The sequence below is a fragment of the Lentzea sp. NPDC092896 genome (assembly GCF_044754905.1).
GTDB lineage: Bacteria > Actinomycetota > Actinomycetes > Mycobacteriales > Pseudonocardiaceae > Lentzea.
Map to the genome: position 1 here is coordinate 2518793 of NZ_JBIVPX010000001.1, position 21815 is coordinate 2540607.

Genomic DNA, 21815 nt, shown 5'->3' on the forward strand with positions numbered 1-21815 from the left:
CATCCACGACCGCCGCCACCCGAGGAGACACAGAACCCATGCAATTCAAGAGAATCACTCTTCTCGTCGCCGCCTCAGCACTCGCGCTCACCGCCTGCACGGGCAACACACCCGAGCCCCAGGGCGGCGGGAACCAGAGCGGCGGTGTGAAGGTCGCCAACGACGAGCCCGGCAACAAGGTCGTCATCGGCTTCTCCGCACCGGCCGCGGACCACGGCTGGATGGCCGCGATCACCAACGCCGCCAAGGCGGAGGCGACCAAGTACTCCGATGTGGAGCTGCGCGTCGTCGAGGGCACCAACGACGTCAACCTCCAGATCAGCCAGGTCGAGACGTTCATCAACGACAAGGTGAACGCGATCGTCCTGCTGCCGTTCGACGGCGCGGCGCTCACCCCGGTCGCGTTGAAGGCCATGAAGGCCGGCATCACCGTGATCAACGTCGACCGCCAGTTCGACAGCCCGTTCGCCGCGCGGTCCACCGTGCTGGGCGACAACTACGGCATGGGCGTGTCCGCGGGCACGTACGTCTGCGAACGCCTGAAGGGCAAGGCGGACGCCAAGGTCGCGGAGATCGCCGGCATCGACTCGCTGCCGCTGACCCAGGACCGCAGCAAGGGCTTCGCGGAGGCACTCGCGGGCTGTGGCCTGAAGGTGAGCAACCGCGTGGCCGCTGAGTTCACCGTGGAGAGCGGCGAGAGGGCCGCGGCGAACCTGTTGCAGGCCGCGCCGAAGCTCGACGCGATCTGGAACCACGACGACGACCAGGGCGTCGGCGTCGCGGCCGCCATCAAGAACTCCGGCCGCAGCGAGTTCTTCATGGTCGGCGGCGCGGGATCGGCCAACGTGATGCGGGAGATCAAGGCGGACAACGGCCCGCACAAGGCGACCGTCATCTACCCGTCCACCCAGGGCGCCGACGGCATCCGGCTGGCGCGGCTCGCGGTGCAGAACAAGAGCCTCGGCGACCTGGTCGAGGTGGAGGTTCCGCGGCAGGTCCAGCTGTACGCCCCGGTCGTCACGAAGGACAACGTCGACCGCTACCTGCCGACCGCCTTCGAGTCCTGAGAACACGAGAGGACCGCACGGTGACTGAACTTGGCATCGCGCTGATCGGCCACGCCTTCATGGGAGCCGCGCACTCCCAGGCGTGGCGGGTCGCGCCGCACTTCTTCGACCTCCCGGTGCGGCCGGTGATGTCCGTGCTGGCCGGGCGGGACGCCGACCGCACCAGGGCCGCGGCCGAACGGCTGGGCTGGGCGGAGGCGACCAGCGACTGGAAGTCCGTGCTGGAGCGCGACGACGTGCACGTGGTGGACATCTGCACACCGGGCGACACCCACGCCGAGATCGCGGTCGCCGCCCTGGACGCGGGCAAGCACGTGCTGTGCGAGAAGCCGATGGCCAACACCGTCGCCGAAGCCGTCGCCATGGCCGAGGCGGCGGAACGGGCGGCCCAGCGCGGCGTGCGCGCGATGGTCGGGTTCAGCTACCGGCGAGTGCCTGCCCTGGGCCTGGCCCGTGACCTGGTCGCCCAGGGCAGGCTGGGACGCATCCACCACGTGCGGGCCCAGTACCTGCAGGACTGGATCGTCGATCCGGCCGCGCCGCTGTCCTGGCGGCTGGACAAGGAGAAGGCCGGCTCTGGCGCGCTGGGCGACATCGGGGCGCACATCGTCGACGCCACCCAGTTCATCCTCGGCGACACCATCAGCGAGGTGATGGGGACGCTGGTGACGTTCGTGCCGGAGCGTCCGCTCGCCTCCACGCACTCCGGTCTGTCCGGTACCGCCGCAACCGGACAGACCGGGCCCGTCACCGTGGACGACGCCGCGTTGTTCCTGGCGCGCTTCGGCAGTGGCGCGCTCGGCTCGTTCGAGGCCACGAGGTTCGCCAACGGCCGCAAGAACGCGCTGCGCATCGAGATCAACGGCTCGGCGGGCAGCCTGGCCTTCGACTTCGAGGACATGAACGTGCTGGAGTTCTTCGACGGCACCGAGGACCCCGCCGTCGCGGGGTTCCGCCGGATCATGGTCACCGAGCCGGGACATCCTTACGTGGGCGCGTGGTGGCCCGCCGGGCACGGCCTGGGCTACGAGCACGCGTTCACGCACCAGGCCGTCGACTTCGTGCGGGCGGTCGCGGAAGGAACGAACCCCGCGCCGTCGTTCGCCGACGGGCTGCGGGTGCAGCGCGTCCTCGCCGCCGTCGAGGACAGCGCGGCATCCGGTTCGTGGCAGCAGGTCTGAGGAGGAGAGACATGGCACGTCCGATCACTTTGTTCACCGGTCAGTGGGCAGACCTGCCGTTCGAGGAGGTCTGCCGGCTGGCCTCGGGCTGGGGCTACGACGGCCTGGAGATCGCCTGCTGGGGCGACCACCTCGACCCGTGGCGGGCCGCGGAGGACGACGACTACGTCGCGGACCGGCTCGCGATCCTCGCCAAGCACGACCTGAAGGTGTGGACGATCTCCAACCACCTCACCGGGCAGGCCGTCTGCGACGACCCGATCGACGAGCGGCACCAGGGCATCCTGTCGGCCCGCAACTGGGGTGACGGGGACCCCGAGGGCGTGCGGCAGCGGGCCGCCGAGGAGATGAAGATGACCGCGCGCGCCGCGGCCAGGCTCGGCGTCGACACGGTCGTGGGCTTCACCGGCTCGTCGATCTGGAAGACCGTCGCGATGTTCCCGCCGGCGCCCGCCTCGATGATCGACGCGGGCTACCAGGACTTCGCCGACCGCTGGAACCCGATCCTGGACGTGTTCGACGAGGTCGGCGTCCGGTTCGCGCACGAGGTCCACCCGTCCGAGATCGCCTACGACTACTGGACGACCGTCCGCGCGCTGGAAGCGGTAGGGCACCGGCCGGCTTTCGGGCTGAACTGGGACCCGTCGCATTTCGTCTGGCAGGACCTCGACCCGGTCGGGTTCCTGTGGGACTTCCGCGACCGGATCTACCACGTCGACTGCAAGGACGCCCGGCGTCAGGTCGGCAACGGCCGCAACGGCCGGATGGGCTCGCACCTGGCGTGGGGGGACCCTCGACGTGGCTGGGACTTCGTCTCCACCGGACGCGGCGACGTGCCGTGGGAGCAGTCGTTCCGGATGCTCAACACCATCGGGTACGCCGGTCCGATCAGCGTCGAGTGGGAGGACGCGGGGATGGACCGGCTCGTCGGCGCGCCCGAGGCGCTGGAGTTCCTCCGCCGCAACGCCTTCGACCCGCCGTCGGCCTCGTTCGACGCCGCGTTCAGCTCGGGTGGCTGACGGTGGCGCCCTGTCTTTTGTAGCCGATGTGACAATTGTTCGATGGAGAGCACCTTGGGTGTAGAGGCGGGTTCGCCGGCCGCTGTGCTGCGCATGCTGATGGACGGCAGCCCGCGCACCCGAGCGGAGATCGTGGCCGCGACCGGCCTCGCCCGGTCCACGGTGCGCGCCAGGCTGGACCTGCTCGTGGCGGCAGGTCTGGTGAGCGACAGCGGCACGGGGGAGTCCACCGGCGGCCGTCCGGCCGGCCGGTTCGGGTTCAACCCCGGTGCCTGCCACGTGCTGGCGGCCGAGGTGGGCGCCACCCACGCCACCGTCGCCGTGTCCGACCTGGCCTGCCGGTTGCTGGCCGTCGAACAGGTGGACCTCGACGTGGCGGACGGCCCGGAGGCGATCCTGCCTCTGCTGGTCGCCACGTGGCGTTCGTTGCTCAAGACCGTGGACGACGCGCAGATCGCCGGCGTGGGCATCGGCCTGCCGGGGCCGGTCGAGCACTCCACCGGCCGCCCGAACAACCCGCCGATCATGCCGGGCTGGGACGGGTTCGACGTGCCGGCGGCCATCGCGGCGGAGTTCGGCGTACCCGTGCTGGTCGACAACGAGGTCAACCTGATGGCGCTGGGCGAGCACACCGCCTCGCACCCGGACGTGCGGCACATGATCGTGGTGAAGGCGGCGACCGGCATCGGCGCCGGGCTGATCAGCAACGGCGTGCTGCACCGCGGCGCGGCGGGCGCGGCCGGGGACCTCGGGCACATCCGCGTGCCCGAGGGCGGCGAGGCGTTGTGCCGGTGCGGCAACACGGACTGCCTGGAAGCCGTCGCCGCCGGTCCCGCGCTGGCGGTGAAGCTGCGGGACCTGGGGCATCCCGCGCACTCGACGGCCGACGTGGTGAACCTGGTCCGCTCCGGCAACCTCGAGGCCGGCCGGGTCGTGCGGCAGGCGGGCAGGGACATCGGCGAGGTGCTCGCCGGGTGCGTGAGCATGTTCAACCCGTCGCTCGTGGTCATCGGCGGCCTGCTGGCGGAGGCGGGCGAGATGCTGCTGGCGGGCGTGCGCGAGTCGATCTACCGGCGTTCGCTGCCGCTGGCCACCGAGAACCTGCGGATCGTCGCGTCGGGCGCCGGTGTCACCGCGGGGGCGCTGGGCGCGGCGGCGATGGTCGTGCGGCACGTGCTGTCGCCCGAGGTGCTGGACGCGCGCCTGGACGAGGTCGCCGCCGGTGAGGTGCAGCTGGCGGAGTAATGGCGACGGTCAGCCTGAAGATAGGTGCGATTTGACAGCGAAGCGCCGACTTTTGATTGACAGTCGCCAATAGTCCCGCCTACCGTCGCCTCATGACGGTGACCCACGCAACACCGGGGGTGGTCGCACACCCCGTAGGGACGCGCGCGCTCGTGGGGTCCGTGGGGAAGGAACCCACGACGGCGACCCAGCACCTGTTGAGGCTCATGCGCACTGGCGCCACCGACCGCGCGATCGCGCGCGAGTTGGACGTCAGCCTCCGCACGCTGAACCGGCGCATCGCGCGCCTGCAGTCGTTGCTTGGCGTGCAGTCGCGGTTCCAGCTGGGCGTGCTCGCCGCGGAACTGGAGTGGCTCGCGGTGCCGCCGCGGGCGTCGAACGAGTGAGCGACGGCTCCCGTCCGGAAGCCGTCGCTCTGGTTCACGCCACTAGATGCCGCAGTTCGGTGCGGACCAGAAGCGGCTGGACTTGTGGGCGACGTGCACGTGGTCGTTGTGGCCGGTGTAGCCCGGGCCGAGGATCTCGTTGAAGCCGTGGTTGCGGGCCTGCTGAGCCAGTGCGCAGAAGCCCTGTGGCCCGGCGCCCAGGTCGACGGCGTCGCCGTACAGGTGCCGGCTCCCGGCCGCGCCGCCGACGGCGTTGTTGCACGAGACGCTGCGGAAGCCGCCGTTGACGTCGATCGGCCGGTCTCCCATGGCGTGCCGCATGGCCTGCAGCTTCCACATGGACACCAACGCGTTGGCGCGGGCGGTCGCCGCTGAGACGTTGCCGCCCGACCAGTCGGAGTTGCAGTTGTTGAGCTCGTCGTAGGTGAAGTTGATCGGCGTGCAGTCGTTGTCCTGCAACGCGTAGATCTTCGAGAAGGTCGCGGATCCGGCGATCCCGTCGGCGCCGAGGCCGTAGGCCTGCTGGAACCGGGTCACGGCCGCCTTGGTACCGGCTCCGAACTGCCCGTCGATGGCGAGCACGGCGCCGTAGCCGGGATAGCCGGCCACGCGGATCTGCAGCTGCCGGACGTCCTCGCCCGATGCTCCCTGCGAAAGGGTGCGTCCCCAGGTGTAACAGGCGTCGGCGGCCTGCACGGGGTCCGCTTCCGCGGCGGCGGCAGCAGGGGTGACGACCACGGCGGAGAGCAGGGCGAGGACCGGTAAGACGAAACGGAGTTTCATGACAAGCGGCACCTTTCGATCACAGGGAAGGTGCAGAGTGTCGAGTCCGCGCCGGGTCTGTCAATGAGCAACCAAATGAACTTCGAGTGTGGCGAGGAGAAACCACCCGAACAGCCGTGGCGTTCACAGCCATGACATCTGTCATGGCGAGGTCGTGACGCTTGAGCCCCTCGCCGTTCGGGTGCGGCGCCGAGCATTGAGGCATGACGGAGACAGCTGTGCGGGCCGGCGCCGCGGTGGCGTTGAGCGGCCTGCGAAAGCGGTTCGGTGAGGTGCGCGCGGTCGACGGGGTCGACCTGGTGATCTCTCCCGGCGAGGTCGTGGCGCTGCTCGGGCCGAACGGGGCGGGCAAGTCGACGACGGTGGACATGCTGCTCGGCCTGTCCACGCCGGACGAGGGGGAGATCAGGGTCTTCGGCAAGTCGCCGCGCGAGGCGGTAGTCCAGGGGCAGATCTCGGCGATGCTGCAAAGCGGCGCTCTGCTCGACGACGCGACGGTGGCCGAGGCCGTGGGGCTGATCGCGGCGCTGCACCGCAGGCCCATGCCGGTCGCGCAGGCGTTGCAGCAGGCCGGAATCGCGGATCTGGCCGGGCGCAAGTGCACGAAGCTGTCCGGCGGGCAGAAGCAGCGGGTGCGGTTCGCGCTGGCGCTGGTGTGCGAGCCCGATCTGCTGGTGCTCGACGAGCCGACGGTCGCGATGGACGTGGAGACGCGGCGGGCGTTCTGGCAGCAGATGCGCGCGTACACCGACACGGGACGCACGGTGCTGTTCGCGACGCACTACCTCGACGAGGCCGAGGAGTACGCGGACCGCGTGGTGCTGATGCGGTCCGGCCGGATCGTGGCGGACGGATCGGTGGCGCAGGTGCGTGCCACGGTGTCCGGCCGCACGTTGCGCGCGGTCGTGCCAGGGGCTGTGGATCTGGACCTGCCCGGCGTGCGTGCGGTCGAGCGGCGGGGCGACCAGATCATGTTGACCTGTGGGGATTCCGACGCTGCCGTGCGCGCGCTGCTGACCCGATATCCGCAGGCTCACGACATCGAGATCACGGCGCTCGGCCTCGAGGACGCGTTCCTCGCGCTGACGGGGGAGGACAACCGATGAACACGCGTTTCCTGGGGCTGGAACTGCGGCGCGCGGTGCGCAACGGCCGGTACCTGATCTTCACCGTGGTGCTGCCGTCGGTGATGTTCGTGCTCTTCGTGAACCTCTACGGCGGCGGTGAGGGCACGTTCCCGAACGGGCTGCCGGTCACCACGTCGCTGATGATGAACATGGCGTTGTTCGGGGTGATGGCCGGGCCGCTGTCGATCGGCGCGCGGATCGCCGTGGAACGAGGGCTGGGCTGGCAGCGGCAGTTGCGGCTGACGCCGTTGACCGGCGCGGGTTACCTGACGACCAAGGGCGCGCTGGGCATGCTGGTCGGGCTGCCGGGGATCCTGCTGGTGTGCGTGATCGGCGCGGTCGAGGGCGTGCGGATGGACGCGATGCACTGGATCGGCGTGCTGGCGACGTTGTGGCTGGGCGCGATCCCGTTCGTACTGCTGGGCATCGTGATCGGGCTGATCGCTACCCCGGACGGCATGCAGGCCATCACCGGTCTGGCGTCGATGCTGTTCGGTCTGCTGGGCGGGATCTGGATCCCCGCCGACGTGGCACCTGCCTGGCTCGCGGGGATCATGAAGGCGCTGCCGACGTTCTGGGTGAAGCAGCTGACCCAGGCGCCGTTCGTGTCCGGAGTGGACGTCAAAGAGGCGCTGCTGGTGATCGCGCTGTGGGTGGCCGGTCTGTCCGTGGTCGCCGCGCGCCGTTACCGCGCGCAGAACTAGGTTCATGGTCGTGCGCCGCGACAACGACAACACCAAGTGGTTCTGGTTCGCCGCCATCTTCGTGCTGCTCTACATCCCGTCCGTCATCTACGACGTCGTGATCAGCGACCGGGGTGTGGTGGCGCGGGTCGTGCTGGTGCTGCTGGTGGTGGCCTACGCGGTGGGCTGGATGCTGGTGCCGCGGTGGTTCTGGAGCAGCGGCAGCGAGGACCTCAACACGCTGCTGGCCGTGGGGCTGACGGTCCTCGGCCTGGTGGCCGTGTACTGGCTGGGGATGTCCTACGCGGGGCTGATGGTCTACATCATGTCGTCGGTCGCCGTGGTGCTGAAGCCGTTGCGGGCGATCCTGATCGACGGCACCGTGCTGCTCGCGCTGGCGGGGACGATGTACCTCGAACAGGACCTGGGCATCGACGGCGGCCAGCTCGGCACGTTGCTGTCGATCTCACTGGGGATGCTCGCGGTCGGCAGGATGATCAGGGCGAACATGGCGTTGTCCGCGGCACAGGAGGAGATCGCGGCGATGGCCCGTACCGAGGAACGCAGCCGCCTGGCCCGCGACCTGCACGACGTCCTGGGGCACAGCCTGACCACGATCACGCTGAAAGCCGGGGTGGCGCGGCGGCTGCTGGAGAGTTCGTCGCCCGGCCGGGCGCTGGAGGAGATCCGCGAGGTCGAGCACCTGACCCGGCAGGCGCTCAGCGACGTCCGCACGACCGTCTCCGGCTACCGGGAGGTGTCCCTGGCGGCCGAGGTGGTGGGTGCGCGGGCGGCGTTGCGCGCGGCGGAGATCGAGGCCGACCTGCCGCACGCGGTGGACAACGTGCGACCCGAACTGCAGGGGGTGTTCGGGTACGTGTTGCGCGAGGCGATCACCAACGTGCTGCGCCACGCCGCCGCGACCCGGTGCTCGGTGCGCCTCGGCGACACCTGGCTCGAGGTGTGGGACAACGGACGTGGCACCGGGGTGGGCACCCCGGGAAGCGGGCTGAAGGGCCTGGCGGAACGGCTCGCGCCGCACGGCGGCACGGTGCTCGCGGGGCCGTTGGACGACGGTGGCTACCGGCTGCGCGCCGACGTCGCGTGACAGGGGAGACGGTGTGATCAAGGTGCTGCTGGCGGACGACCAGGCGCTGGTGCGGGGCGCGTTCGCCGCGATGCTGGGCCTGGAGCCCGACATCGAGGTCGTCGCCCAGGTCAGCGCCGGCGACGAGGTCGTGGCCGCCGCCCGCCGCACCACACCCGACGTCGCGTTGCTCGACGTGCAGATGCCGGGCAAGGACGGCCTGAGTGCCGCCGCGGACCTCCGCCGGGCCCTGCCGAGCTGCCGGGTGATCGTCTGCACGACGTTCGGCAGGCCCGGCTACCTGGCGCGGGCGATGGCGGCGGGCGCGGCGGGGTTCGTGGTCAAGGACGCCTCCCCGGAGCAGCTGGTCGACGCGGTCCGCCGGGTGCACGCGGGGTTGCGCGTGGTGGATCCCGCGCTCGCGGCCGAGTCGCTGGCCACGGGACACAGCCCGTTGACCGACCGGGAACGCGACGTGCTCGCTGTCGCGCGGGACGGCGGCACGGTGGCGGACCTGGCCAGGGCCCTGCACCTGTCCGAAGGGACCGTGCGCAACCACCTGAGCGCGGCGATCGGCAAGACCGGGGCCCGCACGCGGGCGGAAGCCGTGAAGGTGGCGGAGGACAGCGGCTGGCTCTAGAGCCTGTGCCCGTCGAGGAACCGCCGCACCACGGCCTCGGGATCGGCGGGTGCCTGGGTGGCGCGCTGGTCCACCCGCCGCGCGATGGCTCGCATCATCACCGGTCCGACCAGGGCGAAGAACGTGTGCCGTGGCGGCTCGGTGACGAGTGCGCCGCGGCGCTGGTGGTGCAGGATGACCGCGTCGACCCGCTCCAGCAGCGTCTCCGGTTCGGAGAGCACCGCGGCCACCTCCGGGCTGAACTTGGCTTCTCGCATCAGGGTGAGCACGACGCCGCCGCGCGTTTCGTAGAGCCGTGAGTAGTAGCTGACGATGGTGAGCAGGTCGGCGGCCACGTCGTCGCCCGGTGTGTCGAGGTCGAGCGCGAACCCCGCGAAGTTGGCCCGCACGGCCTGGCGCAGCAGGTTCTGCTTGGACGTGAACCGGCGGAACAGCGTCGCCTCGTTGATCCCGGCGGCGTCGGCGATCGCACGGGTGGTCGCCCGTTCGTAGCCCTGCTCGGCGATCACCGCCAGGGCCGCGGTGAACACCGTCTCGTCGGTGACCCTGCCCGCCACTCGGCCTCCTCGATCAATGCAAGTGGACACTTGCATCAGCGTGACCGAATGGCTACCTTGTTTGCAAGTGATCGCTTGCAAATCAGCCTACCGAAGGACAGGGCACATGGCCGACACCAGCCTCCCCTCTCGCCCCTCCGTGCTCGCGCCCAGCGTCGGAGAGGTCGTCGTCGGCCTCCTCGGCGCCGCGGTGATCTCGATCGTCGTCAACGCCCTGATCGCTCTGGTCGCGGGCAAGTTCGTCCCCGCGGGCGCCGAACGCATGGGCCTGGCCTTCGCGGAGTACGCGCCCGCCACGGTGCTCGGCATCGCGCTGGGCGCGCTCGGCTGGTACCTCGTGCGCCGCCTCGCCCGCAATCCGCGGCGAATGCTGCGCGTCCTGGTCCCGGTCGTCGTCGTGCTCTCGTGGATTCCGGACCTGGGCATCCTCGCGGGCGGTGCCACCGTGGTGAACTCGATCGCGCTGATCCTGATGCACACCGTCGTGGCCGCCGCCACGGTGCCCGTGCTGTCGCGGGTCATGCCGCTCAAGTGAGGATCAGCCGGTGACCCGTTTGACGCCGGCCCGGTGCAACCAGCTGTCGAACAGGTCCCGGTAGTGCCCCGCACGGGGTGAGCGGTCGTCGGTGCCGATCCGGTCGTAGAACTCGAACGGCCGGATCCGCCCGTTCTCCGTCCATTGCAGGTAGGACAGGAACACCGTGCCGTCGCCGAAGCGGAAGCCGTGCACGACGGGCACGCACGCGTAGGCCCGCAGTTCCACGGTGATCCGGTGCCGGGCCAGGTAGTCGGCCTCCTCGGTGAGGAACGAGCGGATGCGCTTCTGGCTGCGCCGCGCCTCACCGGCCCACTCGGCCGGCAGCTCGCCGGAACCCGCGATGAAGTCCGGGTCCAGGCAGTGCAGCGTGACCTTCCAGCCGTGCGGCTGAGCCTGCGAGGTGAGCCACGTCGCCAGCGTCGGCCACGTGGTGTTCAACGTCAGCCCCAGCACCTCCACCTGCCGCGCCCGCCGTCCGGCCCCGGTCTCCTCCACGGCCGCCAGCACGTCGGTGATGGAGTGCGTGACGTCCCGCCGCTCCCGTTCCGTGATGAGGGTCTTCAACGCCCGGACGTCCTTGCCGTGCTGGTAGATCGCGATGGTGACGATCTCCAGCATCACCGCGACGAGCGCGACGAGCCCCTGCAGGTCGAGCTTGCCGACGTAGCGCTCCAGCACGATCCGGGTCGGCTCGACGGTGAGCAGGACCAGGTAGACGCCGGTCAGCAGTGCCAGCGAGGTGGTGACCACCTCCCACCCCCGCCGGACCCGAGCCGAGACCCCGCCGCCGGTCCGCCGCTTCTTGATCGCCACGGTCGAACCCTCACCCAGCCGGTCGCCCGGCACAACGTCCGAACGGATGACCGCGCCTGAGCGAACCGGCCGCGTGCTGCGTTTGTAGGCTTGGAACCCGCAGCGGTCGGCGTGCGTCGACTCGAACGGACAAGGCGCTCGGGACACGAGGACGATGACGGAAGAGACGTTCGGGCCGTACCGGATCGAGCAACTGCTCGGCCGCGGTGGGATGGGTGAAGTGCACCGTGCGTACGACACGGCGCACGACCGTTTCGTGGCGCTCAAAAGGCTTTCGCCCGGCTACCACGACGACGAGGACTACCGCGCCCGCTTCCGCCGCGAGGCCAGGATCGTCGCCCGGCTGCGCGAACCGCACGTCATCCCCATCCACGCCTACGGCGAGATCGACGACCGCCTCTACCTGGACATGCGACTGGTCGAGGGCTCCGACCTGTCGGACCTGATCCGCGACCAGACCCTCGACCCGGCACGGGCCGTGCGCATCGTCGACCAGGTGGCGAGCGCCCTGGACGCCGCGCACGCCGACGGCCTCGTGCATCGCGACGTGAAGCCGTCGAACATCCTCGTGACCTCCGGCGACTTCGTGTACCTGGTGGACTTCGGCATCGCCCGCAGCGTCTCCCCGTCGGCGACGGGCCTGACGGCGTCCGGCTCGGTCGTCGGCACCCTCGACTACATGGCCCCGGAACGCTTCGAGAGCGGCCTGGTGGACGGCCGCGCCGACATCTACGCCCTGGCCTGCGTCCTGTTCGCCTGCCTGGCCGGCCGCTGCCCGTTCACCGCGGACAGCACCGCCGCCCAGATCTGGGCGCACATGAACGAGGCGCCGCCCAAGGCGTCGCCGCTGAACCCGGCGGTCCCGGCGGCGCTGGACGACGTCATCGCGAAGGGCATGGCCAAGAACCCGGCCGATCGCTACGCCACGGCGGGTGCGTTCGCCCAGGCGGCGACCCAGGCCCTGACCACGGCCACACCGCCCGCGGGGTATCCGGGATTCGCTCCGCCCGCGGGACAGCTCGATCTCGCCGCTCCTGCGGAACAGCCCGGAACGGCCACGCCGTCCGCCGGCAGCCCCGGACCGGCCACGCCGTCCGCGGGGCAGCCCGCCCTCGCCACTCCCTCGACCCCGCCGGGCGGCCAGGTCGCTCCCGGCGGTCCTCCTCCGCAGCCGAGGCTTCCCGACCGCTGGGCCAACCGCGTCACGACAGGCCCGCAACCGCGGTTCCCCGGGCCGGCCTCACCCCAGCCAGGGCCACCGGCCCCACCGCCCTTCCAGCACACCGCGACCGGCCGCCAACCCGTTGCCGCACAGCCGTACCCGCCGACCCGCACCGTGTCACGGGCCAAGCACGCCGCCCTCGCCGTCGGCGCGCTCGTGGTGGTGGCGGGGATCGTCGTGACGTCGCTGATCATCGCGAACAAGGACAAGGTCCTCGGTACGGGCACGACCTCCAGCAGCACCCCGACCAGCACTCCGTCCAGCACGCCGATCACGACCACCACGACGACGCCGCCCACCAGGACCCGGACGCCACAGGACAACGCGCTGCTCGACGCGTTGCCGGCGGTCTACCGGACCGTCAGCACCACGTGCGCGCCGACCGCGCCGGACGCCGGCACGGTCGCCACCGTCCGCTGCGGCGACGTGAAGTCCGACGACCCCTACGCACCACCACCCGCGGAAGCCGAGTTCCGGCTGTTCGCCGACCGCACCCAGCAGGACGCGTTCTTCCAGGCGGTGGTGACCAGCCGGGGCATCCCGCGGATGGACGAGCGCGGCGGCTGCCGGCCCAAGTCGGACCCGATCCACTACGCGCTCTTCTACCGGGACACCTCCGGCCCGCTGGAGGGCGAGTTCACCACGTGCTTCCTCGCCGACGGCAACGCCCAGGTCTGGTGGGTCGACACGAAGAACCTCACCATCGGCACGCTGAAGAAACCGGGTGACATCGACACCCTCGACAAGCTCGACCTCTGGTGGAACCACCAGATCCTGTCGGCCTTCTAGGGTCGTCCGGTCGTGGTCGGCGACCCTCCCGGCGACTCGGGCACTCCGCTCGGCGTGGTCCGCACATCGCCGGTCGTCGTCTGGCTCGGCGGGTGGAGGGACGGGCCCGGCTCCACCGGAGCACTGGGCAGGAGCGCCAGTGCCGCCGCCGCGACCGCGGCCGTGGCGACGGCGCTGCCGATCACGGCGGCGGTGCGGCGACGGGACCGCACGGCCCGGCCGCGCCTGATCACGCCGGCCGCCGAGTTCGAGTTCGGTGGCGCGACTTCCCCTCCTAGCGTGGAAAAAGTCGCTCGCAGGGTGTCCTCGTGCTCCATCACGCCTCCAGCCTCGACCGGCCGAACTCCGGCCCGAGCTTGCGCCGCAACGTCTCCAGCCCCTTGCTGCTCTGCGACTTCACGGTGCCGGTCGAGCAACCGAGCGCGGCGGCGACGCTCTCCACACTCATGTCGTTCCAGTAGCGCAGCACCAGGACCGCGCGCTGGCGTGCGGGCATGGTCGACAACGCCTCCCACACCACGAGCCCGTCCTCCGCGCCGGGGCTGATGATCAGGCTCTCGGGTGGCGCGTCGGTCAGCTTCTCCCTGCGCCAGCGCACGCGCCTGCGTTCGGCGATGAAGGTCCGGACGACGATCTGGTGCAGGTAGGCCTCGATCCCGCCGCGGTCCACCAGATCCGGCTGCGCCAGGTAGAGCTTGAGGAACGCCGACTGCAGCACGTCTTCGGCCTCGTGCCAGTTGCCGCACATCAGGAACGCGGTGAAGCGCATCGAGTCGACGCACTGGTCGTAGAGCAGGGTGAACTCGGTCTCCCAGTTCGGCGTCATCGTTGGCCTGGCCGTGAGGACGGCGTGCTTCGCCATGTCATGTCGTCGGTCCGCACCACCGTGGGTCGTTGCTCGGGAGGCCGCTCCGCGTCGACGAGCGTGAGCACGGGGATCACGATGCCCGCGACAGCCAGTGCGAACACCACCGCCGCGATCACCTGTCCACTGCGCACTGCGACTCTCCGCCGGGTCAGGGGCACTCGTCAGGTGCCCTCACCCCTACCCATGCGATCGGGCACCGTTTTGGTTGCCCTCGTGGCGCGGATCACGCCGGAAGTCCGAGCCGGTCGCGCGGGAGGCCGCCTTCGCCCATCCACAGTGGACTGGTCGTGAGTGGTTTCCTCGACCCCCGAAAGTGCGCCCACGGGAACGGAAACCACTCACGACCCGGACACCCCACCCGGCCGTGCGCAGGCCGAACTGAGCACCGACGGGGGTGCCCGCTGGGGATTTCCACGACCGAGCCCTGGGCGATCGTGTCGCCGGCTCGGATGCGGGCCGCGCTGTGGCGTGCCCGTGCGGATCAAGTGTGGCAAGGGCCGGGTCCGGGGCCCAGGGGCCAATCGCGGTCAGATCAGACCGAGTCGCCTGGCTACGAGCACGGCGTCACGCCGCTGGTTGACGCCCAGCTTGCGGTAGATGCCGCGCAGATGCGTCTTCACCGTGTTGACGGAGACGAACAGGGAGCTCGCGATCTCCTCGGTGGTGCGCATGGACGGGAGTTCGACCAGCAGATCGCGCTCGCGACTGGTGAGCACGCCCGCCGAGTTCGTGGCCGCCGTGGGCAAAGCGGTCATCGTCGTCGTGGCGAACCGGTCGAGCCTGCCGAACCGGCCGGCGCCGCGGGCGAGGAGTTCGCGCACCGGCTTGCCCGCGTGGACGAACGGCCGGATCGTGCCGACGGGTTCCGCGGCCGCCAGGGCCCTGGTGACGGCCTCGTGGGAGCGCCGCTGGTCGCCGGTTCGCTCCACCAGCACGGCTTCCAGCAGCCAGGCGTCGACGACGGTCGGCGCGGCGACCGCGGGCAGATCGCCCGACAGCAGCGGTTCCACCAGTTTGCGGGCCTGGTTGACGCGGGAGTGGTGGGAGTGCAGGACGGCCTGGAGCACCGCCTGTTCTCCGCAGGGGCCGAACATCGCCTCGACCTGGCCGGGCATCGCCGCGGCCCACTGCTCGTCACCGGTCCGCAGCGCCATCCGTTGCAGGGCGGGCGCTATGTGTGCGACCACGGGCGGCGTCACCTCGCGTCCGGCGACGTCCTGCCACTGGGTGCGCAGGCGGCCGGCGACGGCACGCGGGTCGCCCGCCGTCGCGAACGACACCGCCGCGTCCAGCGTGCGGACCGCGATCCCGACCCCGAGGTCGGGCCGGTCGCCCAGGGCCGTGGTCGCGCGCAGGGACAGGTCGGTCGCGTTCGCGTCCTCCATGCGCAGGTAGGCGTGCACTCCCATCAACGAGTAGGCGAGGGCACAGGTGAAGTGCGTCTGCCACCCCCTTCGCTCGGCGAACTCGACCGCCGCCCGCGCCTGCCGCGCCCCCTCCACGATGTCGCCCATCGCGCTCGCCAGCGCCGCCAGGTGCACGCGGCAGTCCAGTTCCGCGTGGGTGAACCCCTCCTTCCTGGCGAGCGCCGCCGCACGGACCAGGTCGGTCTCGGCGGCACGGTGCTCGCCACGCGACAACGCCGCGACGCCGCGGTCGAGCAGGGCGGCGACGTCCGCGTCCGGCGCGCCGCTCAGACCGGCTGTCGTCCTGGCCATGATGTGGAGCGCCTCGCCGACGTGCGCGTCGAACCGGCCGCGGCGCAGCAGCGCGGTGCCGTGCAGCACCCTGACCCGTTCCGGCCGGAGCGCGGGGGAACCGCCGCCGATTCCCGCGAGCACCCGGTCGGCGGCGGCGAGGTCACCCGCGTCGAGCGCGACGAGCGCCGCGACCACGCCGACCGCGGGCCTGGCCAGCACGTGGGCGGGCACCGAGCCCAGCACCGGGTGCACCTCCGCACCGCCCGCGTGGAGCATCTCCCGCAGCACCGAGTGCTCGACGATCTCCGCGGTAAGCTGGTCCTCGCCGGCCGCGACCGCGTGCCGCAACGCCGTCAGGGGCAGGCTGTGCTCGTGGTGCCAGCGCGCCGCGGACCGGTGCAGCGCGCTCTCGTCGGCCGGCCGGGTGCGGCGGAGTTCGGCGAGGAGATGCGCCCGCAGCACCGGATGACAGCGGTACCACTCGGGTGTGTTGCCCAGCCTGCTGACGAACGCGTTGGTGCGTTCCAACTGGTCGAGCACGACGCCGGGACTCGGGTGCTCCGGTGCCAGAGCGTTCGCGAGGCCCGTGGTCACCGTGTCGCAGACACTGGTCGCGACGAGCAGATCGCGCGTGCTCGGCGAGTGGGGTGCGAGCACCTCCTCGGTCAGATAGCCGTTCACGATCTCGTCCTGCCCGGTGAACATGAGCAGGTCGGCCGGGCGGGTGCCGGTCGTGTTCATCCGCATCGCCGCGAACGTCAGCCCGCCCGCCCAGCCCTCGGTGCCGCTGAGCAGCGGGGTGATCTCCTCGGGTGAGATCGGCACGTCGTACGCGGCGAGCAGTGCCTCGGTCTCCGCCCGGTCGAACGCGAGCTCGTCGGGCAGCACCTCGCGCAGTCGTCCCTCCAGGTGCAGCCGGGCGAGGTGCAACGGTGGCGGGAACCGGCCGAGCAGCACGAGTCGCAGCCGGTCTGGTGGCTGCCGGGTGAGGAGGTCGATGGTGGTCAGAGCCTCCGGGTCACGCAGTTCGTGCACGTTGTCGAGCACCAGGCACGCGGACGCGGGCAGGTGGTCGAACGCGGCCACGATCGCCGAGGAGAAACCCGGTTCGGACCAGGGGATCGCGTCGAGGTGGTCCTGGTCCGGCCAGACGCCGGTGAGCGCGTCCCTCATCGCGATGCGCAGGCGGGCGGGCATGCTGTCGTGCTCGTTCAGGGTCAGCCACGCGACCCGGCCGGCGCGGCGTCTGGCCCACTCCGCGAGCAGCGTGGTCTTGCCGCTGCCCGCGGGCCCGGTGACGAGGGTGACGGGTGCCGCCGCGACGTGGCCGTCCACAACGGACAGCAACTGGTCTCTCGCGACGAGCGGAACAGCCGAGACGGGAACCCGGAATCTGGGCGGACTGGTGTCGTGCGCTGGTCGCTCGCACTCCGAACTGTCGGACATGAAGATGACTCTCCCCGATGGAGTTGCCGTGGATGATCATGCGATCGAACCGCATCACTTCGCCGGGCAGGGGGGCCGGATCGCCTTGCCCGGCTGGGCTGTCAGCACCAGCGCGCGTCCGGCCACCCCGACCAGTCTGGGCAACAGACCGGCGGCCGCGAGGACACCGGTGACGACGAGCGGAGAGGTCTCCCCGCAGTCGTCGTCACCGGGGGCGGCGAGGATGAAGGCGAACAGCGCGACGGCGAGCACGATGCGACGGGAGCGGGAACGATCAGGTTGACGGCTCATGGAAGTCCGCACCTCCTTAGAGGTCCGACGCTGCTCGTCGCGCACGGGGCGGACTTCCCCCGCACGGGGCGAGCGCCACACCGGTGTGGGCAGGCGGGTTCATCCGCGCCGGGTGAAGAAGCGGATCACCACCTCCCCGGACTCTGTGGCCAGTCCACGACGGGGAAGAGGAGTCGCTGCTGTGCCCAAGACCTGCCTGCCCGCGCTGCGGGATCTGATCGACGTCGTCCGGCCCGCCCGGCCGGTCGCGTCCGTCTACATGGGATCGAGTCCGTTGCGTTCGTGGCGGTCGCGCTGGGGCCGTCTGGCCGACCAGCTGCGCAGCGACGGAGCGGACGACGACGTGGTCGGTGCGATCGGTGGCGCGCTGCACCGGGCGCACGACGCCGACCCGGCCGCGGGAACGCTGGTGGGGTTCGCGGGCGGCGAGGTGCCCCCGCGCGTCTTCCAGGCGCCCGGACTGCGCCATCTGGACCTCGCGTGGTTCAGCTCTCCCGCGCATGTGCTGCCGTTGCTCGCGTGGGTGCAGGAACGGCCGCCGTGCGTGGTCGCCGCCGCGACCCGTGAGACCGCCGAACTGGGCACGCCCTCCGCCGAGTGGATGTCGCTGCACTACGAGGATCGGGACTGGCACGAGGGCGTGCGGTCCGTCGCGGCGGCCGTCGCGGCGATGCTGGTCCGGCAGGACGCCAGGCTGCTGGTCGTGGCGGGACAGGACGAGGTGGTGGCCGCGCTGTGGGCCGCGCTGCCTGCTCCCGTCCGGCGCGAGACGACGGTGCGCTGGGTCGGCACCGACCTGAGCCCGAGCCGGGTCGAGGACGAGGTGCGCGCGGCCGCCCGCACCTGGACCGCGGGGGTGCTGGCGGACTTCCACGAACGCGGCCGCGCCCGGCGTCTGGGGGTCGAGGGCGTGGACGAGACCCTCGGCGCGCTGGCCGACGGCCGGGTGGACGAGTTGTTCGTCGGTCAGCCGGAGGACGTCACCGCCACCGCCTGGTACGGCCTCGCGCCGACCGACGTGGCCCCTGGCCGGCCGGTGGGGTCGCGCCGCCGCTGCGGGCTGCTCGCGGACGTGGCCGTGCGAGCGGCGTTACTGAGCGGCACGCGGGTGCACGTGATCAACGCGGGCACGCGGCAGGCTCCCGAGGACGGCATCGGGGCGCTGTGCCGCGTGCCGCTGACCCTGGTGCGGCCGTGACCGCCGAACTGGTGCCGTTGCGCACCGCGTTCGACGTCGCGTGGCTGGGCTTCCGCCGCGACCAGGTGTGGCACTACGTCCACGAGGCCGAACGGGACATCGAGACGCTCACCGCGGACCGCGACGCGGCGGAGGCCAGGGCGGAGGCGCTCGCCCGGCACCTGGAGTCCGAACGGCAGGACAACCGCGCGTTGCGGGAGCGGCTCGACCGGCTGCGCGCCGTGCCGCAGTCCCCGTACGCGGTCGGCGAACGCCTCCGGTACGTCGTGGAGCGCACGCTCGCCCAGGCGGCCGAGATCACCGACAGGGCCACCGCGCTGGAGGACCACGCGTGGGAGTCCGCGCGCCGCACGCACGCCGAGCACCGGGAGCTGCTCGCGGAGACACGCGTGCGGGTGGCGCGGATCCTGCGGGAGGGGGAGGCGGGCCGCCGTGCGCTGGACGAGGCGGCGGCCCGCCACCGGGCGGAGGTCACCGAGGACTTCGAACTGGCGCTGGCGTTGCGGCGCAAGCAGACCTGCCACGACGTGCGGCTGATGGAGGAGACCGCGCGCCGCCGGGCGGAGAGCGTCGTGCGGGAGGCGACCCGCAGGGCCGAGGTGATCAGCGAGCACCGCGACCACGTGGCGGACGTGCTGAGGGTCGTGCACTCGCTGCTGGGCGAGGCGGCCGCGCGCGTGCTGGCGGCGGGCCCGGCACGGTGAACACGGGGAACCGGCCGGAGCACGGTCTTCCGTGCTCCGGCCGGTTCATCGGCAGGCGGTGGCAGGCCGGCATCGGCACCCCGGCAGTCGTCACCGGACCACCACCGCCGTGATCATCGAGACGTCAGGACGCGAACGTCTCGCGCAGCAGCTCCTCCTGCTCCTTGGTGAGGTTGGTGGTCAGCAGGGTGGCGCCGGTCTCCTTGAACCTCTCGGCCACCCGGTCGACGACGGCGCCCTCGGACATCACGAACAGGGCGGACGTGCCGGGCGTGACGGTGTCCCGGATCTCCTTCACGAAGTCGTCGTCGATGCCCGCACGGGACATCGATCCGGCCAGCGCGCCGACACCGGCCCCGATCGCCGCGCCCAGCACGGGCACGAAGAAGATCAGGCCGAACAACAGCCCCCAGAACCCGCCGCCGAGCGCTCCCGCGCCGGTCAGCTTGCCGAGCTCCCTGGTCTTCGGCCGTTTCGCGTCCGGGTCCCAGTACACGTAGGCCGCGTCGCGAACGATGATCAGCTGCTGGTCCTGCAGCCTCGTCAGTTCCTCCAGCGCGCGGTGCGCCCCGTCGGTCGTGTCGAACTTCCACACGGTCAAAGTCGCCATGCCGATCACTGTGCGAGGCGGGCGCCGCCACGTCCTCACCCGTCGCGAGTGAGCTGCTCGTCGAGGGTGACGGCGGCGTCGATGAGGGCCAGGTGGGTGAACGCCTGCGGGAAGTTGCCCAGCTGTTCGCCGGTCACCGCGATCTCCTCGGCGTAGAGACCGACGTGGTTGCCGTAGGTCAGCATCTTCTCGAACACCAGCCGTGCCTCGCGGGCCCGTCCGGACAACGCCAGCGCGGTCACGTAGTTGAAGGTGCACAACGAGAACGAGCCCTCCGAGCCGCGCAGCCCGTCGGGTGCCGCGTCCGTGTCGTAGCGCCGCACGAGGCTGTCGCCGACGAGTGACTCCATCGCGGCGAGGGCGTCCAGCCAGACCGGGTCCCGTGGCGCGACGAACCCCACCTGCGCCATCCGCAGCAACGACGCGTCGAGGACCTGCGAGCCGTACCGCTGCACGAACGCCCCGGTGCGGTGATCCCAGCCCTGGTCCCACACCTGGCCGTAGATCCGGTCGCGCTGCGAGCGCCACCTCGCCACCGGCGCGGGTTTGCCCTCGCTCTCGGCGATGCGGATCGCCCGGTCGAACGCGACCCAGCTCATCACCCTGCCGTAGGTGAAGTCCGCGCGTCCGGCCCGCGTCTCCCAGATCCCCTCCTCCGGCTGGTTCCAGTTCTCCGCCAGCCAGTCCAGCAGTTCGACCACCGCGTGCCAGCCGCGATGCCCGATGCGCACGCCGTGCAGGTGGGCGGCGTGCACGCTGTCCAGCAGTTCGCCGTAGATGTCGAGCTGCAACTGGCCGGCCGCGTCGTTGCCGATCCGCACGGGCGAGGACCCCCGATGGCCCTCCCAGTGGTCGAGCACGTGCTCGGTGAGGTCGGCGGACCCGTCGACGGCGTACATCACCCGCAGCGGCTCACCCTCCACGAACCGCTCGGTGAGCCAGCCGCCGAACGCCGCCGCCTCGTCGGTGAATCCCAGCCGCAGCAACGAACCGACGGCGAACGAGGCGTCCCTGATCCAGGTGTAGCGGTAGTCCCAGTTCCGCTCGCCACCGAGTTGTTCCGGCAGGCCGGCCGTCGGGGCGGCGACGATCGCCCCGGTCGGCGCGTAGGTGAGCAGCTTCAGGGTGATGGCCGACCGGTCGACCGCCTCGCGCCACCGGCCCCGGTAGGTGCCGCGGGCGAGCCACTCTTGCCAGAACCGCACAGTCCGTTCGAACAGCTCCTGCGCCTCGGCCGCGGCGACGGCGCGCGGCGGACCGTCCACACCGGACTCCAGCACGATGCCGCGGGTCTGTCCCTCCTCCAGGCCGATCGTCGCGCGCAGGTCACCGGTGTCGGTGATCTGCCCGGACACCAGCCGGGCGTCCCCCGGTTCGCGCACCGCGTGCAGCACCAGGCCGAACTGGCCGCACGCGAAGATCACGCCGTCGTCGGTGAGGTGTGTGCGGTGCGCCCGGCGGCCGTAGTCGAAGCGGGGAGCCACGTCGAGCTCGAACGTGATCCGTCCCCGGACGCACCGCACCAGGCGCACGAGCCGGTGCCGTTCGGTCGGGCCTTCCTCCGCCAGCGGCGGCATGAAGTCGACGACCTCCCCGGTGCCGTCCTCGGTCATGAAACGGGTGATCAGCACCGCCGTGTCCGGGAAGTACAGCTGCTTTCCCGTGCCGGTGAACCCGGCGGGCCGGATCCGGCAGAACCCGCCGCGCTTGCGGTCCAGCAGCGAGGCGAACACCGACGGCGAGTCGAACCGCGGGCAGCAGAACCAGTCCACCGTGCCGTCGGTGGACACCAGCGCGGTGGTCTGAAGGTCGCCGATCAGCCCGTGATCGGCGATCGGCGCGTACGGGGGTGTGGTCATGG

At 71.3% G+C, this 21815-nt stretch carries 23 protein-coding genes; 13 read left to right on the forward strand and 10 right to left on the reverse strand.

Annotated elements, in window-relative coordinates:
• Positions 1–38 precede the first annotated feature (38 nt).
• From ACIQF0_RS11160 to ACIQF0_RS11180, 5 genes are all read left to right on the forward strand, one after another.
• Positions 39–1067 carry a substrate-binding domain-containing protein gene (locus tag ACIQF0_RS11160; protein WP_401027415.1) on the forward strand — a complete coding sequence of 343 codons (1029 nt, stop codon included), beginning with the start codon at positions 39–41 and terminating at the stop codon, positions 1065–1067.
• 20 nt (positions 1068–1087) lie between these two features.
• On the forward strand, positions 1088–2248 hold the full coding sequence (locus ACIQF0_RS11165; protein WP_401027418.1) for a Gfo/Idh/MocA family protein: 1161 nt from the start codon (positions 1088–1090) through the stop codon (positions 2246–2248).
• An 11-nt stretch (positions 2249–2259) separates the two neighbouring features.
• The gene (locus ACIQF0_RS11170; protein ID WP_401027420.1) at positions 2260–3267 is read left to right on the forward strand and encodes a sugar phosphate isomerase/epimerase family protein; all 1008 of its coding nucleotides are present in this window, start codon (positions 2260–2262) and stop codon (positions 3265–3267) included.
• A gap of 42 nt (positions 3268–3309) precedes the next feature.
• Positions 3310–4512 carry an ROK family protein gene (locus ACIQF0_RS11175; RefSeq protein WP_401027422.1) on the forward strand — a complete coding sequence of 401 codons (1203 nt, stop codon included), beginning with the start codon at positions 3310–3312 and terminating at the stop codon, positions 4510–4512.
• Positions 4513–4604: 92 nt separating this feature from the next.
• Positions 4605–4898 (forward strand): LuxR C-terminal-related transcriptional regulator, encoded by a 294-nt coding sequence (locus ACIQF0_RS11180; protein WP_401027425.1) that lies wholly within the window; start codon positions 4605–4607, stop codon positions 4896–4898.
• Between the two features lie 42 nt (positions 4899–4940).
• Here ACIQF0_RS11180 and ACIQF0_RS11185 read toward each other — a convergent pair whose 3' ends face one another.
• Positions 4941–5681 (reverse strand): D-Ala-D-Ala carboxypeptidase family metallohydrolase, encoded by a 741-nt coding sequence (locus ACIQF0_RS11185; RefSeq protein ID WP_401027428.1) that lies wholly within the window; start codon positions 5679–5681, stop codon positions 4941–4943.
• A 203-nt stretch (positions 5682–5884) separates the two neighbouring features.
• Here ACIQF0_RS11185 and ACIQF0_RS11190 point away from each other — a divergent pair, with 203 nt between their 5' ends.
• The 4 genes from ACIQF0_RS11190 to ACIQF0_RS11205 are packed head-to-tail and all read left to right on the forward strand — an operon-like array spanning position 5885 to position 9218.
• Positions 5885–6787: an ABC transporter ATP-binding protein gene (locus tag ACIQF0_RS11190; protein ID WP_401027430.1), complete on the forward strand. Its 903-nt coding sequence runs from the start codon at positions 5885–5887 to the stop codon at positions 6785–6787.
• A complete protein-coding gene (locus ACIQF0_RS11195; protein WP_401027432.1) occupies positions 6784–7512 on the forward strand; it encodes an ABC transporter permease in 729 nt (242 codons plus the stop codon). The genes ACIQF0_RS11190 and ACIQF0_RS11195 overlap by 4 nt, the downstream gene beginning before the upstream one ends.
• 10 nt (positions 7513–7522) lie before the next feature.
• Complete coding sequence (locus tag ACIQF0_RS11200; RefSeq protein WP_401027435.1) at positions 7523–8599, forward strand: sensor histidine kinase; 1077 nt, start codon at positions 7523–7525, stop codon at positions 8597–8599.
• A 13-nt stretch (positions 8600–8612) separates the two neighbouring features.
• Positions 8613–9218, forward strand: a complete 606-nt coding sequence (locus tag ACIQF0_RS11205; RefSeq protein ID WP_401027437.1) for a DNA-binding response regulator — start codon at positions 8613–8615, stop codon at positions 9216–9218.
• Here ACIQF0_RS11205 and ACIQF0_RS11210 read toward each other — a convergent pair.
• Entirely contained in the window at positions 9215–9775 is a 561-nt protein-coding gene (locus ACIQF0_RS11210) for a TetR/AcrR family transcriptional regulator (protein WP_401027440.1), read from the reverse strand. The genes ACIQF0_RS11205 and ACIQF0_RS11210 overlap by 4 nt on opposite strands.
• A 106-nt stretch (positions 9776–9881) precedes the next feature.
• On the opposite strand from ACIQF0_RS11210, the gene ACIQF0_RS11215 reads away from it, so the two are divergent.
• Positions 9882–10310, forward strand: coding sequence for a DUF6069 family protein (locus ACIQF0_RS11215; RefSeq protein WP_401027443.1), 429 nt, complete (start codon positions 9882–9884; stop codon positions 10308–10310).
• Between the two features lie 3 nt (positions 10311–10313).
• Here ACIQF0_RS11215 and ACIQF0_RS11220 read toward each other — a convergent pair whose 3' ends face one another.
• Positions 10314–11126 (reverse strand): hypothetical protein, encoded by an 813-nt coding sequence (locus ACIQF0_RS11220; RefSeq protein WP_401027446.1) that lies wholly within the window; start codon positions 11124–11126, stop codon positions 10314–10316.
• Positions 11127–11280: 154 nt separating this feature from the next.
• Between ACIQF0_RS11220 and ACIQF0_RS11225 the strand changes: the two genes are divergently transcribed.
• Entirely contained in the window at positions 11281–13137 is a 1857-nt protein-coding gene (locus tag ACIQF0_RS11225) for a protein kinase (protein ID WP_401027449.1), read from the forward strand.
• On the opposite strand, the gene ACIQF0_RS11230 is transcribed toward ACIQF0_RS11225, so the two are convergent.
• The 5 genes from ACIQF0_RS11230 to ACIQF0_RS11250 form a co-directional block, all read right to left on the reverse strand.
• Entirely contained in the window at positions 13134–13457 is a 324-nt protein-coding gene (locus ACIQF0_RS11230) for a hypothetical protein (protein WP_401027452.1), read from the reverse strand. The genes ACIQF0_RS11225 and ACIQF0_RS11230 overlap by 4 nt on opposite strands.
• Positions 13454–13999 (reverse strand): SigE family RNA polymerase sigma factor, encoded by a 546-nt coding sequence (locus tag ACIQF0_RS11235; protein ID WP_401027455.1) that lies wholly within the window; start codon positions 13997–13999, stop codon positions 13454–13456. The genes ACIQF0_RS11230 and ACIQF0_RS11235 overlap by 4 nt, the downstream gene beginning before the upstream one ends.
• Complete coding sequence (locus ACIQF0_RS11240; protein WP_401027457.1) at positions 13960–14136, reverse strand: hypothetical protein; 177 nt, start codon at positions 14134–14136, stop codon at positions 13960–13962. The genes ACIQF0_RS11235 and ACIQF0_RS11240 overlap by 40 nt, the downstream gene beginning before the upstream one ends.
• A 396-nt stretch (positions 14137–14532) precedes the next feature.
• Complete coding sequence (locus ACIQF0_RS11245; RefSeq protein ID WP_401027460.1) at positions 14533–17151, reverse strand: LuxR C-terminal-related transcriptional regulator; 2619 nt, start codon at positions 17149–17151, stop codon at positions 14533–14535.
• A gap of 54 nt (positions 17152–17205) precedes the next feature.
• The gene (locus tag ACIQF0_RS11250; protein ID WP_401027463.1) at positions 17206–17442 is read right to left on the reverse strand and encodes a hypothetical protein; all 237 of its coding nucleotides are present in this window, start codon (positions 17440–17442) and stop codon (positions 17206–17208) included.
• A gap of 181 nt (positions 17443–17623) precedes the next feature.
• On the opposite strand from ACIQF0_RS11250, the gene ACIQF0_RS11255 reads away from it, so the two are divergent.
• Positions 17624–18640, forward strand: a complete 1017-nt coding sequence (locus tag ACIQF0_RS11255; protein WP_401027466.1) for a hypothetical protein — start codon at positions 17624–17626, stop codon at positions 18638–18640.
• Positions 18637–19344 (forward strand): hypothetical protein, encoded by a 708-nt coding sequence (locus ACIQF0_RS11260; protein ID WP_401027469.1) that lies wholly within the window; start codon positions 18637–18639, stop codon positions 19342–19344. The genes ACIQF0_RS11255 and ACIQF0_RS11260 overlap by 4 nt, the downstream gene beginning before the upstream one ends.
• 124 nt (positions 19345–19468) lie before the next feature.
• Here the strand turns inward: ACIQF0_RS11260 and ACIQF0_RS11265 are convergent, their stop codons facing one another.
• Both ACIQF0_RS11265 and ACIQF0_RS11270 read right to left on the reverse strand, forming a co-directional pair.
• A complete protein-coding gene (locus ACIQF0_RS11265; protein WP_401027471.1) occupies positions 19469–19954 on the reverse strand; it encodes a DUF1269 domain-containing protein in 486 nt (161 codons plus the stop codon).
• A 35-nt stretch (positions 19955–19989) separates the two neighbouring features.
• On the reverse strand, positions 19990–21813 hold the full coding sequence (locus tag ACIQF0_RS11270) for a glycoside hydrolase family 15 protein (protein ID WP_401027473.1): 1824 nt from the start codon (positions 21811–21813) through the stop codon (positions 19990–19992).
• Positions 21814–21815 lie beyond the last annotated feature (2 nt).